Annotated in this window: 12 protein-coding genes; 4 read left to right on the forward strand and 8 right to left on the reverse strand. The window is 67.7% G+C overall.

Going from position 1 to position 12,638, the window contains the following annotated elements; translation table 11 throughout:
• The 4 genes from HZF05_RS01030 to HZF05_RS01045 are packed head-to-tail and all read right to left on the reverse strand — an operon-like array spanning position 1 to position 3,846.
• The gene (locus tag HZF05_RS01030) at positions 1-798 is read right to left on the reverse strand and encodes an SDR family oxidoreductase (protein WP_160364769.1); all 798 of its coding nucleotides are present in this window, start codon (positions 796-798) and stop codon (positions 1-3) included.
• A complete protein-coding gene (locus HZF05_RS01035; RefSeq protein ID WP_160364770.1) occupies positions 795-1,571 on the reverse strand; it encodes an SDR family NAD(P)-dependent oxidoreductase in 777 nt (258 codons plus the stop codon). The genes HZF05_RS01030 and HZF05_RS01035 overlap by 4 nt, the downstream gene beginning before the upstream one ends.
• Before the next feature lie 14 nt (positions 1,572-1,585).
• On the reverse strand, positions 1,586-2,602 hold the full coding sequence (locus HZF05_RS01040) for a phosphotransferase family protein (protein ID WP_160364771.1): 1,017 nt from the start codon (positions 2,600-2,602) through the stop codon (positions 1,586-1,588).
• Positions 2,599-3,846: an acyl-CoA dehydrogenase family protein gene (locus tag HZF05_RS01045; protein ID WP_160364772.1), complete on the reverse strand. Its 1,248-nt coding sequence runs from the start codon at positions 3,844-3,846 to the stop codon at positions 2,599-2,601. The genes HZF05_RS01040 and HZF05_RS01045 overlap by 4 nt, the downstream gene beginning before the upstream one ends.
• Positions 3,847-4,079: 233 nt before the next feature.
• On the opposite strand from HZF05_RS01045, the gene HZF05_RS01050 reads away from it, so the two are divergent.
• Positions 4,080-5,330: a TetR/AcrR family transcriptional regulator gene (locus tag HZF05_RS01050; RefSeq protein WP_160364773.1), complete on the forward strand. Its 1,251-nt coding sequence runs from the start codon at positions 4,080-4,082 to the stop codon at positions 5,328-5,330.
• A gap of 5 nt (positions 5,331-5,335) precedes the next feature.
• Here the strand turns inward: HZF05_RS01050 and HZF05_RS01055 are convergent, their stop codons facing one another.
• A complete protein-coding gene (locus HZF05_RS01055) occupies positions 5,336-6,463 on the reverse strand; it encodes a zinc-binding dehydrogenase (RefSeq protein ID WP_160364774.1) in 1,128 nt (375 codons plus the stop codon).
• A 106-nt stretch (positions 6,464-6,569) separates the two neighbouring features.
• On the opposite strand from HZF05_RS01055, the gene HZF05_RS01060 reads away from it, so the two are divergent.
• Together HZF05_RS01060 and fdhD are read left to right on the forward strand one after the other, a co-directional pair.
• Positions 6,570-8,852 (forward strand): FdhF/YdeP family oxidoreductase, encoded by a 2,283-nt coding sequence (locus HZF05_RS01060; protein WP_160364775.1) that lies wholly within the window; start codon positions 6,570-6,572, stop codon positions 8,850-8,852.
• Between the two features lie 42 nt (positions 8,853-8,894).
• Positions 8,895-9,620 carry a formate dehydrogenase accessory sulfurtransferase FdhD gene (gene fdhD / locus HZF05_RS01065; RefSeq protein WP_343046803.1) on the forward strand — a complete coding sequence of 242 codons (726 nt, stop codon included), beginning with the start codon at positions 8,895-8,897 and terminating at the stop codon, positions 9,618-9,620.
• Here the strand turns inward: fdhD and HZF05_RS01070 are convergent.
• The 3 genes from HZF05_RS01070 to pyrC all read right to left on the reverse strand — a co-directional run bounded on the left by HZF05_RS01070 (position 9,617) and on the right by pyrC (position 11,930).
• A complete protein-coding gene (locus tag HZF05_RS01070) occupies positions 9,617-10,351 on the reverse strand; it encodes an RES family NAD+ phosphorylase (RefSeq protein WP_160364777.1) in 735 nt (244 codons plus the stop codon). The genes fdhD and HZF05_RS01070 overlap by 4 nt on opposite strands.
• A 119-nt stretch (positions 10,352-10,470) precedes the next feature.
• Positions 10,471-10,845, reverse strand: a complete 375-nt coding sequence (locus HZF05_RS01075; protein WP_246331449.1) for an MbcA/ParS/Xre antitoxin family protein — start codon at positions 10,843-10,845, stop codon at positions 10,471-10,473.
• Positions 10,846-10,892: 47 nt separating this feature from the next.
• Positions 10,893-11,930 (reverse strand): dihydroorotase, encoded by a 1,038-nt coding sequence (gene pyrC, locus HZF05_RS01080; RefSeq protein ID WP_160364779.1) that lies wholly within the window; start codon positions 11,928-11,930, stop codon positions 10,893-10,895.
• Between the two features lie 140 nt (positions 11,931-12,070).
• On the opposite strand from pyrC, the gene HZF05_RS01085 reads away from it, so the two are divergent.
• A complete protein-coding gene (locus HZF05_RS01085) occupies positions 12,071-12,616 on the forward strand; it encodes a LuxR C-terminal-related transcriptional regulator (RefSeq protein WP_160364780.1) in 546 nt (181 codons plus the stop codon).
• Positions 12,617-12,638 lie beyond the last annotated feature (22 nt).

The following is a 12,638-nucleotide window of genomic DNA, read 5'->3' on the forward strand; positions in this document are numbered from 1 at the left end:
TCAGAAGGTCGTCTCGCCGATGCCGCGCGGGCGGGCGAAGGGATGGGAGGAGGAGAGGCCCGCATCGACGACCAGCGCATGGCCGTTGACGTAGCTCGCCTCGTCGGAGGCGAGGAAGGCGACGGCGGTGGCGATCTCGATCGGCTCGCCCCCGCGCTTGAGCGGGTTGAGCTGGCCCAGCTGGTCGCCTCGGCCCTTGGCGCGGGCGAGGTCGTAGAAGGGCTGGGTCATGCCCGTCTCGATCAGGCCGGGACAGACCGCGTTGACGCGGATGCCGGAGCCGCTGAGCTGTTGCGCGGCGGTCTGCACGAGATTGATCACGCCTGCCTTGGAGGCCGAATAAGCCGGCCCACCGGCGCCCGCGCGCAGGCCCGCGACCGAGGCCGTGCAGACGATCGCGCCCGGCTTGCCCGCATCGAGCATCGCCTTCGCGCCATGCCTGATCGCGAGGAACGGGCCGATCAGATTGACCTGCAGGATCGCCTGCCAATCCTCCACCGACTGATCGAGGATGCCGGGCAGGCCGCCGCTGATCCCGGCATTGGCGAAGATCACGTCGATCCCGCCATGCTTGCCGATCGCGGCGGAGATCATCGCGGACACGTCCGCCTCGCTGCCCGCATCGCCGCGCATCGCGGCGATCGCGTCGTGCCCGGCGGCGGTTTCCTCGACGCCGTCGGTCACATCGACCGCCAGCACCTTCGCGCCCTCGTCCGCGAACAGGCGGGCGGTGGCGCGGCCGATTCCCGATCCCGCCCCGGTGACGAGGACGCTCTTGCCGGCGAACCGCACGCTCACATGCCGCCCCGGATGGTCGTGCCGCCGTCGACGACGATGCCCTGCCCGGTGACGTAGGCACCCGCCTTCGAGGCGAGGAACACCGCCGCGCCCGCGATCTCGTCCGGCTCGCCGATGCGGCCGAGCGGGGTGACGCGCTTCAGCGCCGCCTCGGCCTTAGGATCCTCCCACAGCGCCTTGGCGAAATCGGTCCGGATGACGCCCGGTGCGATCGCGTTGACACGGACATTGTGCTTGCCGAACTCCAGCGCGAAGTTGCGCACAAGCTGGAAGTCCGCCGCCTTGGAGACGTTGTAGGCGCCGATCACGTCCGATCCGATCAACCCGCCGATCGACGAGACGATGACGATCGTGCCATCCTTCCGTTCGATCATCTCGGGCGCGACCATGCCGACCAGCCAGTGGTTGGCGAGCACGTTGTTGTCGAAGATCTTGCGGAACTGCTCGTCGCTGATCCCCGCCATCGGCCCGTAATAGGGGTTCGAGGCGGCGTTGCAGACGAGGATGTCGATCCGGCCGAAGCGCGCCCTCGTCTCTGCGACCAGCGCCTCGAGCGCGGCCTTGTCCGAGATGCTGGCGGCGATGGCGATAGCGCGTTCCTCGCCATGCTTCGCGTTGATCGCGTCGGCCACCTCCTCGCAGGCGGGCTGCTTGCGGCTGGAGATCACCACTTTCGCGCCGGCATCGGCATAGGCCTCGGCGATGGCGCGGCCGATGCCGCGCGACGATCCGGTGATGATCGCGACCTTGCCGGTCAGATCGAACAAATCCATGCGTTTCGCTCTCCTCATGCGGGGGCGCCGGCCTTGCGCGCCTCGGCCCAGGCGGCGCTCGTCAGCAGCCCGAACTTGGCGACGGTATCGGCGGCCTGCGCACTCGAGGCATTGCCGTCGATCATGCGCTTCTTGATGCCCTGGACGATGCCGGTCAGCCGGAACAGGTTGTAGGCGAAATACCAGTGCAGATCGGGCACTCCATCGCGGCCGGTGGCGGCGCAGTATCGTTCCACCATGGCATCGAGCGGCGGCAGTCCTTCAGTGTCCAGATCGACGCCGGCGAGGCCGGAGCGGCCATCGCGCGGCATCGCCCAGTTCATCGCGAGGTAGGTGAAATCGGCGAGCGGATCGCCGATCGTGGTCAGCTCCCAGTCGAGCACCGCCGCCACCTTGGGCGCATGCGGCGCGTAGATCAGGTTGTCGATCCGGTAGTCGCCGTGGATGATCGAGGTGCGCGTCTGCACCGGCAGGGTGCGGGGCAGCCACTCGATCAGTTTCTCGACCTCGGGAATGTCGTCGGTCTGCGAAGCGCGATACTGCTTGGTCCAGCGTCGGACCTGACGCTCGAAATAATTGCCCGGCCGCCCGAAATCGCCGAGCCCGACGGCCTCGTGATCGACCGCGTGGAGCGCCGCCAGCGTATCGACCATCGCCTCGTAATGAGCGGACCGATCGGCCTTCGGGACATCGGGTAGCGTCCCGTCCCAGAGAGTGCGGCCCTCGACCATCTCCATCAGGTAGAAGACGGCACCGATCACGCTCTCGTCCTCGCACAGCGCGACGGGGCGGGGCACCGGAAAGCCGGTCGGGTGCAGGGCGCAGATCAGGCGAAATTCTCGATCGACCGCGTGTGCCGAGGGCAGCAACGGACCGAAGGGCTTGCGGCGCAGCACGAAATTCCCGGCCGACGTTGCGACCCGATAGGTCGGGTTGGACTGGCCGCCCGGGAATTTCTCGACAGAACGAAGCTCGGCGGAGGCGGCTTCCTTCAGCCACCCCGCCAGCTTCCCCTCGTCGAGATCGCTCACCGGGCGGCGTCCCGGTACTTGCCGAATTCGGCACGGGCGATGGCGCGGGCATGGACCTCGTCCGGCCCGTCGGCGAGGCGCAGGGTCCGGATGTTGGCCCAGTCCGCCGCCAGCTGGAAATCGCCCGAGACGCCGCCGCCGCCATGCGCCTGCACCGCGTCGTCGATGATCCTGAGCGCCATCTGCGGCGCCTGCACCTTGATCATCGCGATCTCGTTCCTCGCCGCCTTGTTGCCGGCGCGGTCCATCATGTCCGCGGCCTTGAGGCAGAGCAGGCGGGTCATCTCGATGTCGATGCGGGCGCGGGCGATCCGCTCCTCCCACACGCTGTGCTCGGCGATGCGCTTGCCGAAGGCGGTGCGGGACATCAGCCGCCGCGCCATCGCCTCCAGCGCCTCCTCGGCGGCGCCGATCGTGCGCATGCAGTGATGGATGCGCCCCGGCCCGAGCCGCCCCTGCGCGATCTCGAAGCCGCGGCCCTCGCCGAGCAGCAGGTTCTCGGCGGGCACGCGCACGTCGGTCAGCGTCACCTCGGCATGGCCGTGGGGCGCGTGATCATAGCCGTAGACAGACAGCAGCCGCTCGACCTTCACGCCCGGCGTATCGACATCGACGAGGATCATCGCCTGCTGGGCGTGCGCCTGCGCGTCAGGGTTGGTCTTGCCCATCACGATGGCGAGCTTCGCGCGCGGATCGCCCATGCCGGACGACCACCATTTTCGCCCGTTGATCACGTAATGATCGCCATCGCGCACGATCGAGGTGCGGATGTTGGTCGCGTCGGAAGACGCCACCTCGGGCTCGGTCATCAGGAAGGCGGAACGGATGTCTCCGTCCATCAGCGGCTTCAGCCAGCGATCCTTCTGCGCGCGGGTGCCGTAGCGGTGCAGTACCTCCATGTTGCCGGTATCGGGCGCCGAGCAGTTGAACACCTCCGGTGCCCAGACGATGCGGCCCATCTCCTCGGCGCAGAGTGCATATTCGAGGTTGGAGAGCTGCGTGCCCTCGAACACGAAGCCGTCATCGACATGCGCATGGCCCGAAGCCGGCGGCATGAACAGGTTCCAGAGGCCCGCCGCCTTGGCCTTGGGCTTCAGCGCCTCGATCGTTCCGAGCGGTGCCCAGCGATCACCCGTCTCCAGTTCGCGGGCGCAGTCGGCGATGCGTGGCCGGACTTCCGCGGCCATGAAATCCCGGACCTTCGCCTGGAAATGCCGTTCCCGCTCGCTGAGCGTAAAGTCCATTCGCCGGCTCCTCGCGTCGTCGACTCGGGTTGCATACCCCAAGTTCGAATTGATGCCGTTCATGGCGGGAAGGAGACTCGGTGTCCAGTCCGATCGGCGGCTTTTCTCATGAAAATAGCGAGGAGCAGCGCGATCGCATCGGTCAGTGCGTATCTGACCCATGATTCGAAATCACGGACATGCCTTGCGACCTTTGGGTCGACAGAAGGCCGTGCTTTGACGATAAGGGAGCCATGCGTGCTTCCACGGCCACCAACGACGATAACGAGGCGGGGATCCCGGTTCCGGACAATGCCAATCGCTACGAGCGGCAGAAGCAGCGGATCGTCGATGCCGCGACCATCCTTCTGAACCGGAAGGGCATGCGCGGGATGACCCTGGCGGACGTGGCCGGCGAGCTCGGTCTCACCACCACCAGCGTCACTTATTATTTCCGGCGGAAGGAGCAACTGGTCGCCGCCGTGTTCGAGGATGCGCTCGCGCGGCTGGCGGCGATGGTGCACGAAGCGGGGCGGGAACCCACCCCCCGCGCCCGCGTCGCGCGCTATGTCGAGCTGTATTTCGAGGATTTCGCCCAGGCGCGGCGCGAGCGGGGGCGCCCGATCGCCAACCTCTCCGAGATGAGGTCAATGGACGGGGAGGCGCGCAGCCGCCTGATCGCGCAGTATCGCACGATCCGCCGCGCGGTTCGCGGCTTCTTCGGGCCGCCGACTGACGAGGCGCGCAAGCGCCTGCTGACGGCGCGCGCGCACATCCTCAACGAAGCGCTGTTCTGGCAGGACACCTGGCTCGGCCAGTTCGCGATCGGGGACCTGCCGAACGTCCGTCGCCGCTTCTTCCGCATCCTCGACGGCGGCATTACCACCGCCGGCACCGCCTGGGACGCCCGCATCATCGAGCCGGATGCGATGACGGGGCCGGGCGAGCAGGAAAGCTTCCTGCGCGTCGCCACCCGGCTGATCAACGACACCGGCTATCGCGGCGCCTCGGTCAAGCGGATCATGGCCGAGCTCAATCGCACCAAGGGCAGCTTCTATCACCATCTCGACGCCAAGGATGATCTGATCGTCTCCTGCTGGCGGATCAGCCATCGCCGCCTCGCCGATCTGCGCGCCAAGGCCTATGGCGAGCATGAATCGCCGTGGCGGCGGATTTCCACCACCGTCACTTCGGCGCTGGCGCTCCAGCTCGCGAACGAATTTCCGCTGCTGCGGGTGACCGCCTATCAGGCGATGCCGCCCGCGGTGCGCGATCTCGCCTTGCTCTATGCGCAGCGGACAGCGCTGGGCGTGATGGGCGCGCTGGTCGAGGCGATGGCGGAGGGGACGGTGCGGCCGATCGACCCGCTGATCGCTTCGCATCTGATCCTGTCCTCGATCAACGCCGCCCACGATCTGCAAGGCGGGCACGAGGGGCAATCGATCGAGGAGGCGATCGCCACCTACGAGACGGTGCTGGGCGAGGGGCTGTTCGATCCGGAATAGCGGCGTCAGCCGCGCGTGGGGTCGATCAGGTATTTCTCGCCCGTCGCCTTGCGTTCATAGGCCTTGAGCACGTCCGGCCGCAGTGCCTCGGCCAGCCCGATCGTCGCGGTGTAACGGCTGGCGAAGGTGGTGGTGAGCTCGTCGACGACCCGCTGGCGCATGCGCGCATTCACCTCGGCCCCGGCGCGCCGCAGGAAGTTGAACAGCAGCCAGCCGGACACGCTCCATGTGAAGCCGAACGCCAGGCGGTTGAGCGTCGAGGGCGAAGGGTCGAGCGCACCATAGACGTAGAGCTGCTTGAACACGCTCGATCCGTAGCGGCTATATTCGGTGGCGTTGCGGCTTGCGGCCTGCTCCATCGCCTGCAGGACCGTGCTGCCGAGATCGCCGCCGCCGATCGCATCGAAGGCCAAGGTCGCGCCCGTTTCGGCCACGGCATCGGTCAGCCGCTTGCGGAAATCCTCCGCGCGGCTGTCGAGCACATGGGTCGCACCGAGCGCGCGCAGGATGTCGGCCTGTTCCTCGGATCGCACGATGTTCACCAGGGGGATGCCGTCGGCGAGGCAGAGCTTCTGGAGCATCTGGCCGAGATTGGAGGCGGCTGCGGTATGGACGATCGCCGTGTGCCCCTCCATCCGCATCGTCTCGACGAAGCCGAGCGCGGTCAGCGGATTGACGAACATCGCCGCACCCTCGGCCGAGGTGGCGCCATCGGGCAGCGGCAGCGCTTCGCGCGCCTTGAGGACGCGATAGTCGGCGAACATCGCGCCGCCGACCATGCCCACGCGGCGCCCCTCCAGCGCCTTTGCCTTTTCGCCCGCTGCGACGACGATACCGGCGCCCTCGTTGCCGACTGCGAGCGACTGGCCGATCCGGGGACGCAATCCGCCGAGGATCGCCTTGGGGAGCCGAAACGTGGCGATGGGGCGCTCCTCCGTCCCGGACGACTCCAGCGTCTTCATGTCTGCGGGGCCGAGCAGCAGGCCGAGATCGCTCGGATTGATCGGGGCGGCTTCCACGCGCACGACGATCTCGTCCGGGCCGGGCGCCGGGACGGTCACGTCCTCGAGGCTGAGCGTCAGCGTCCCGTCTTCGGTGAGCGTCGTCCTGAGCTCGCGTCCCGTGAAGGTCATGCCGGTCATCCTCTCGATTATGGTGTCGGCACCGTACCGATGTGCGATCGTTTTGCCAGCACGGTGCCGGTCGCTTTGCGACGAGGGACGGACTATGAGAGGCGACATGGCACACGAACTGGAAACCGACGATCGCGACGTTCCCGGCGTCGAGCCCTATGACGGCCCCGCCGGCGGCTGGGGCGCGCTGAAAGCGGTGGCGCTGGCGATCAAGGAACAGATGGGCGCCTCCGCCGACACGCGCGCGCTGCTCCAGATGAACCAGCCCGACGGCTTCGATTGCCCGGGCTGCGCCTGGCCGGATCCGAAGAAGACCTCTTCGTTCGAATTCTGCGAGAACGGCGCCAAGGCGGTGACCTGGGAGGCGACGACGAAGCGCGTCGATCCCGGTTTCTTCGCGCAGCACAGCGCGAGCGAATTGCTCGGCTGGTCGGATTATGCGCTGGAGGATGCCGGGCGGCTCACCCATCCGCTACGCTACGATGCCGCGACCGACCATTTTGTGGCTGTGGAGTGGGGCGAGGCCTTCGCGCGCATCGGTGCGGGCCTGCAAGCGCTCGCCGATCCCAACGAGGCGGAGTTCTACACGTCCGGACGCGCCTCCAACGAGGCGGCCTTCCTCTATCAGCTGCTGGCGCGCGCCTATGGCACCAACAATTTCCCCGACTGCTCGAACATGTGCCACGAGGCGACCAGCGTCGGCCTGCCGAAATCGATCGGCGTCGGCAAGGGCACGGTGACACTCGAGGATTTCGACCATTCCGATGCGATCTTCTGCATCGGCCATAATCCCGGCACCAACCATCCGCGCATGCTCACCACGTTGAGCGACGCGGCCAAGCGCGGCGTGCCGATCGTCGTCGCCAACCCGATGCGCGAGCGCGGGCTGGAGCGCTTCAAATCCCCTCAGCACCCCACCGAGATGCTGACGCCCAGCTCGACGCAACTCGCCTCCGCCTACCACCAGGTGAAGGTTGGCGGAGACGGTGCGATGCTGAAGGGCATGATGAAGGCGCTGTTCGAGGCCGACGCGAAGGATATCGATGCGGGCGGGGAAGGGCTGCTGGATCGCCCCTTCATAGCCCAGCACACGGTCGGCATCGAGGAACTGCGCGCCGATATCGAGGCGACCGAGTGGGACGAGATCGCGTGCCGCTCCGGCCTCACCCGCGCTGCGATCGAGAGCATGGCCGAGACCTACTGGAAGGCCGACCGCGTCATCCTCTGCTACGGCATGGGCATCACCCAGCACAGCTATGGCACCGCCAACGTCCAGCAGATCGCCAATCTGATGCTGCTGCGCGGGAATATCGGCAAGGAAGGCGCCGGCATCTGCCCCCTGCGCGGCCATTCGAACGTGCAGGGCGATCGCACTGTCGGCATCACCGAGATCCCGAGCGAGGAGATGCTGGCGCGGCTCGACAAGCGCTTCGGCATCGTCTCACCCCGCGCGCACGGCCACAATGCGGTCGATGCGCTGGCGGCGATGCGCGACGGGAAGGCGAGGGCCTTCATCGGGCTGGGCGGCAATCTGGCGGTCGCGATGTCCGATCCGGAGACGAGCTTCGCCGCCTTCCGCAAGCTCGATCTGTCGGTGAGCATCCTCACCAAGTTCAACCGCACCTGCCTGCTGCTGGCGAAGGAGACGATCGTGCTGCCGTGCCTCGGCCGCACCGAGCATGACGAGCAGGCGACCGGATCGCAGTACGTCACCGTCGAGGATTCGATGTCGATGGTCCACGCCTCGCGCGGCAAGCTGAAGCCCGCCTCGCCGGATCTGAAGTCGGAGCCCGCGATCATCGCCGGCATCGCCAAGGCCGCGATCCCCGACGTCGCGATCGACTGGGACGGGCTGGTCGCCGATTACGACCGCATCCGGGACGGGATCGAGGCGGTCTATCCCGATTTCCGCGACTTCAACGCGCGCGTCCGGCACAAGGGCGGCTTCCGCCTGACCGTCGGCGCGTCCGAGCGGGTGTGGAACACGCCCGACGGCAAGGCGCATTTCCTCGTCCACCCGATCAAGGGCGCATCCGGAGAGGCGCGCGAATTGTTGCTCACCACGGTGCGCAGCCATGATCAGTACAATACCACCATCTACGGCCTGAACGACCGCTATCGCGGCGTCCACGGGCGGCGCGACGTGATCTTCGCCCATGCCGAGGATCTGCGCGATCTCGGCCTCGCGCATGGCGACGTGGTCGACATCCACGCCGGGCCGGGGCGAGACCTGCGCGGCTATACGGTGATCGAGCATGCCATCGCGAAGGGGTCGCTCGCCGCTTATTATCCGGAGGCGAACGGGCTCGTGGCGCTGGAGGATCACGATCCGGAAAGCGGCACTCCGTCCTACAAGTCGGTTCGCGTGACGATGCGCGCGGCCGCCTGAGCGGTGGGCGAGGTCCGGTTCGAGTCGATCGGGCGCGATGGCGTGCGCGCGTCGATATCGCGCGCGATCGCCGAGGAAGTGCCGATTGCGATCGAGCTCAACGGCATGGGCTATGCCGTGCTGATGGGCACCGGCGAGGCGCTGGAGGATCTCGCTTGCGGCTTCGCGCTGAGCGAGCGGTTGGTAGAAAGTGCGGCCGACATTCTCGATGTCGATGCGCAGGCGGTCGAGGCCGGTATCATGCTGCGCCTCACGCTGACGCCGGAGGCGGCCGCCCGCGCGGAGCTGCGCACCCGCCATCGCACCTCCGATTCCTCCTGCGGCCTGTGCGGAATCGAAAATCTGGAGCAGGCGATCCGGCCCCTGCATGCCGTCACGGCGACCGCTCAGGCGAACGAAGAGGCCATCTTTGCCGCGGTCGATCGGTTGCATGACCATCAGCCGCTCAATCGCCTGACCGGCGCCGTCCACGCCGCTGCGCTCTGCGATGCCGACGGCGCGATCCGACTGGTGCGCGAGGATGTCGGCCGCCACAACGCCTTCGACAAGCTGATCGGCGCGATGCTGCGGGGCGGCACCGGCTGGGACGGGGGCTTCGCTCTGCTCTCCTCGCGCTGCTCCTACGAACTGGTCGAGAAGGCGGTGCTCGCCGGCTGCCCGATGCTCGTCACCATCTCGGCGCCGACCAGCCTCGCCATCGAGCGCGCGCGGCAGGCGGGATTGCCGCTCGTCGTGCTTGCCCGGCCGGATGCGGTGCTGAGGCTCTAGGCCGGCGCCGCAAGGCCGAAATCGGCGAAAGCGAAGCGATGGCGCTCGGTCGAGGGAAAGGCGGCCAGGATGTCGATCCCGCGCCGGTCGAGCCGCATGTGATAGGTGGTCACCACCTTGGGCGCCGCGTCCGCAAATCCGGCGGGATCGAGCAGCGCGACGTTCACCCGGTGTACGGCATCGCGCACCGACGCGTAGCGGATCAGCTGCGCCCCGATCGCGCGCGCCTCGCCGGCCAACTGCTGGCAGGCGGCATAATCGGCCGGATCGGTCCATAGCGCGCGGCCCGTGTCGAGCGGCGGCGTAGTCAGGTCCAGCGCGCGCTCGACCCGCAGCCGCACCGTATAGGCGCTGTGCTCGATCGTCCCGCGCGGCAGCTGGGTGCCGGGGGAGCGGGAGAAGAAGAGCAGCCGCCAGTAGGCGGCTTCCGCGACGGCGGTCGCGGCATGCTCTGACGCGTAGAAGATTCCGGGCCGTTCGTAGGCGCGGCGGAAGCGCGAGGCCTTGGCGTAGCCGTAGCGGAACGGCGTCGACAGCAGGTAGTCCAGCCCCCGCGCGGCCAAAGGCAGGCTGGGCTTCGCCTCTTCGGCGAGATCTTCGAGCAGCCGCTGATCGGCGGCATCGTCCGCCAGCCGGTTGGTCGAGATGCGGTGCTGGGCCTCGACGATGCGCCAGACCTTCCCCGCATAGGGTCGGACATCGGCGGCCGTGGGAACCGGCTCAGACGCCATTTGATAGAGCCGCACCGGCCCCCACCCGACCTCCCAACGGCAGTATCATGTGGGAGGTCGGGTGGGGGAGCGGGCCGGTGCGGCCGAATGCGCTTTTCCGCGCATTCGCAAACAGACCCTCAGACGTGGGCGCGGAAGTCGTCGACATAGTGCGTGACCTCGCCCAGCCCCTTGATGGTGCGGATCAGATCGAGCGGCCGGCCGGCGAGATCGAGATTGGGCGTCCTCAGCCAGGAGATCGAGGCCTCGTCGTCGCTGCCCATCAGCGCGTCCAGCCCGCGAAAAAGGCGCAGCAGGTACTGGCCGAGCTCGAACGCCTTGCTCTGCGGCTCCATGCGGAAGGCGCCGCTGCGCAGCCGCGAGGCGGTCGCGGGCGAGAGGCCGAGGATCGCGCCGAGCTGATCGTTGGTCAGCCGCCAGCTTTCCGCGATGCGCGCGACGGCGATCCCGAGCACCCGAACCCGATCGTCATTCGACTGGACAGCGGCTTCCATGGTCATTCCTTAGACCGATATCGGTATATATCGTTCCAAGGAGCAATTCAATCGACGAACTGCCAGCGCACCGTTTCGCCGGCGTGGAACGGCACCAGCGCAAGCGCGCCGTCACCGATCCGATCGGGTACGACGGTATCGACCCGCTCCAGCGTGATCGTGCCCTCATTGAGGGGAAGGCCGTAGAAGCGCGGACCATGCTCGGAGGCGAAACCCTCCAGCCGATCGAGCACGCCGTCCTCCTCGAACACCTGCGCATAGCTTTCGATCGCATAGGGCGCGTTGAAGATGCCGGCGCAGCCGCAGGCGGTCTCCTTGCGGTCGATCGCGTGCGGCGCGCTGTCGGTGCCGAGGAAGAATTTGGGCGATCCCGACACCGCCGCGCGCCGCACGGCCAGCCGGTGCTTCTCGCGCTTGGCGACCGGCAGGCAATAAGCGTGCGGCCGGATGCCGCCGTCGAAGATCGCGTTGCGGTTGATGACCAGATGCTGCGGCGTGATCGTGGCGGCGATCTGGGGGCCGCTCTCCTCGACGAAGGCGGCCGCCTCGGCGGTGGTGATATGCTCCAGCACGATCCTGAGCGCAGGATAATCGCGCACCAGCGGCGCGAGGATCGTGTCGATGAACACCGCCTCGCGATCGAAGATGTCGACGTGACGGTCGGTCACCTCGCCGTGGATCAGCAGCGGCATGCCGATCCGTTGCATCGTCTCCAGCACGCCGGTGAGCTTGCGGATGTCGGTGACGCCGTGGGCGCTGTTGGTCGTCGCGTGGGCGGGGTAGAGCTTGCAGGCGGTGAACACGCCCTCCGCATGCCCGCGCGCGATCTCCGCCGGATCGGCGCCGTCGGTCAGGTAGCAGGTCATCAGCGGCGTGAAATCGGCGCCCTCGGGCAGCGCGGCGAGGATGCGATCGCGATAGGCGCTCGCCGCCTCCATGGTGGTGACGGGCGGCGTCAGGTTCGGCATCACGATCGCGCGGGCGAACTGGCGCGCGGTGTAGCCCGCCACTGCCTTCAGCATGTCGCCGTCGCGCAGGTGGACATGCCAGTCGTCGGGGCGGCGGATCGTGATCATATCGGTCATGGCGCGGCTCTAGCTCCGCCGCGCGCGATATGCCAAGCGAGTCTGCGCATCGCCCGGCAAGGACACGCTTGGACCTTTGGCGAACGATATCCGCACGGATCGACTCGAAACGGCGCGCGGAGGTCGTTAAGGATTTCCGCGTGGACGATGCACGCCTCTCCCGATTGACCGAACGCCAGAAGGCGTGCCTGCGCCTCGTCCGCGCCGGCTACACCACCAAGGAGATCGCCGCCCGGCTCGGCGCGTCGCCCGGCGCGATCGACAAGACGGTGAAGCTCGCCATGGCGAAGCTCGGCGTCGACCGGCGCTCGGTGGCGGCGCGCATGCTGGAACGCCACGAGGCGGAGGGAGGGTACCAGCCTTTGGACCCCCCAAGGCTGGACCTTCCGGAACCGGCGGAACCCGGCAGGATCGGCGCGTCACCTCGCAGGGAGGGGATGTTCGAGCCATCGGCGCCGATGGTCGTCCGCGAGGAGAGGAGCGTCTTCGAGCCGCTCGTCTCGCCCCGGCCGGCACCGGCGCCCGATCCGGACGAGGATGAAAGGGACTCCGCTTTCGACGTCGCGATCGCGATGCGATCGTCTGCCGACTGGATCGTAAAGATCTGCTCGGCGCTGGCGCTCGTCTGCGTGGCCGCTCTCCTCCTCAGCAAGCTCTGGGACTGGGTCCTGCACCAGCCGCACTGATCGCCGGGCCTCGCGCTCCGGC

It is taken from the genome of Sphingomonas chungangi, assembly GCF_013778325.1.
Lineage (GTDB): Bacteria > Pseudomonadota > Alphaproteobacteria > Sphingomonadales > Sphingomonadaceae > Solisphingomonas > Solisphingomonas chungangi.

Bases quoted from the DNA above. Each gene is read 5' to 3' on its own strand.
- HZF05_RS01060 (WP_160364775.1), top strand. From the start codon at position 6,570: ATGGCACACGAACTGGAAACCGACGATCGCGACGTTCCCGGCGTCGAG.
- HZF05_RS01045 (WP_160364772.1), bottom strand. From the start codon at position 3,846: ATGGACTTTACGCTCAGCGAGCGGGAACGGCATTTCCAGGCGAAGGTC.
- HZF05_RS01055 (WP_160364774.1), bottom strand. From the start codon at position 6,463: ATGACCTTCACGGGACGCGAGCTCAGGACGACGCTCACCGAAGACGGG.
- pyrC (WP_160364779.1), bottom strand. From the start codon at position 11,930: ATGACCGATATGATCACGATCCGCCGCCCCGACGACTGGCATGTCCAC.
- HZF05_RS01070 (WP_160364777.1), bottom strand. From the start codon at position 10,351: ATGGCGTCTGAGCCGGTTCCCACGGCCGCCGATGTCCGACCCTATGCG.
- HZF05_RS01075 (WP_246331449.1), bottom strand. From the start codon at position 10,845: ATGGAAGCCGCTGTCCAGTCGAATGACGATCGGGTTCGGGTGCTCGGG.
- HZF05_RS01035 (WP_160364770.1), bottom strand. From the start codon at position 1,571: ATGGATTTGTTCGATCTGACCGGCAAGGTCGCGATCATCACCGGATCG.
- HZF05_RS01050 (WP_160364773.1), top strand. From the start codon at position 4,080: ATGCGTGCTTCCACGGCCACCAACGACGATAACGAGGCGGGGATCCCG.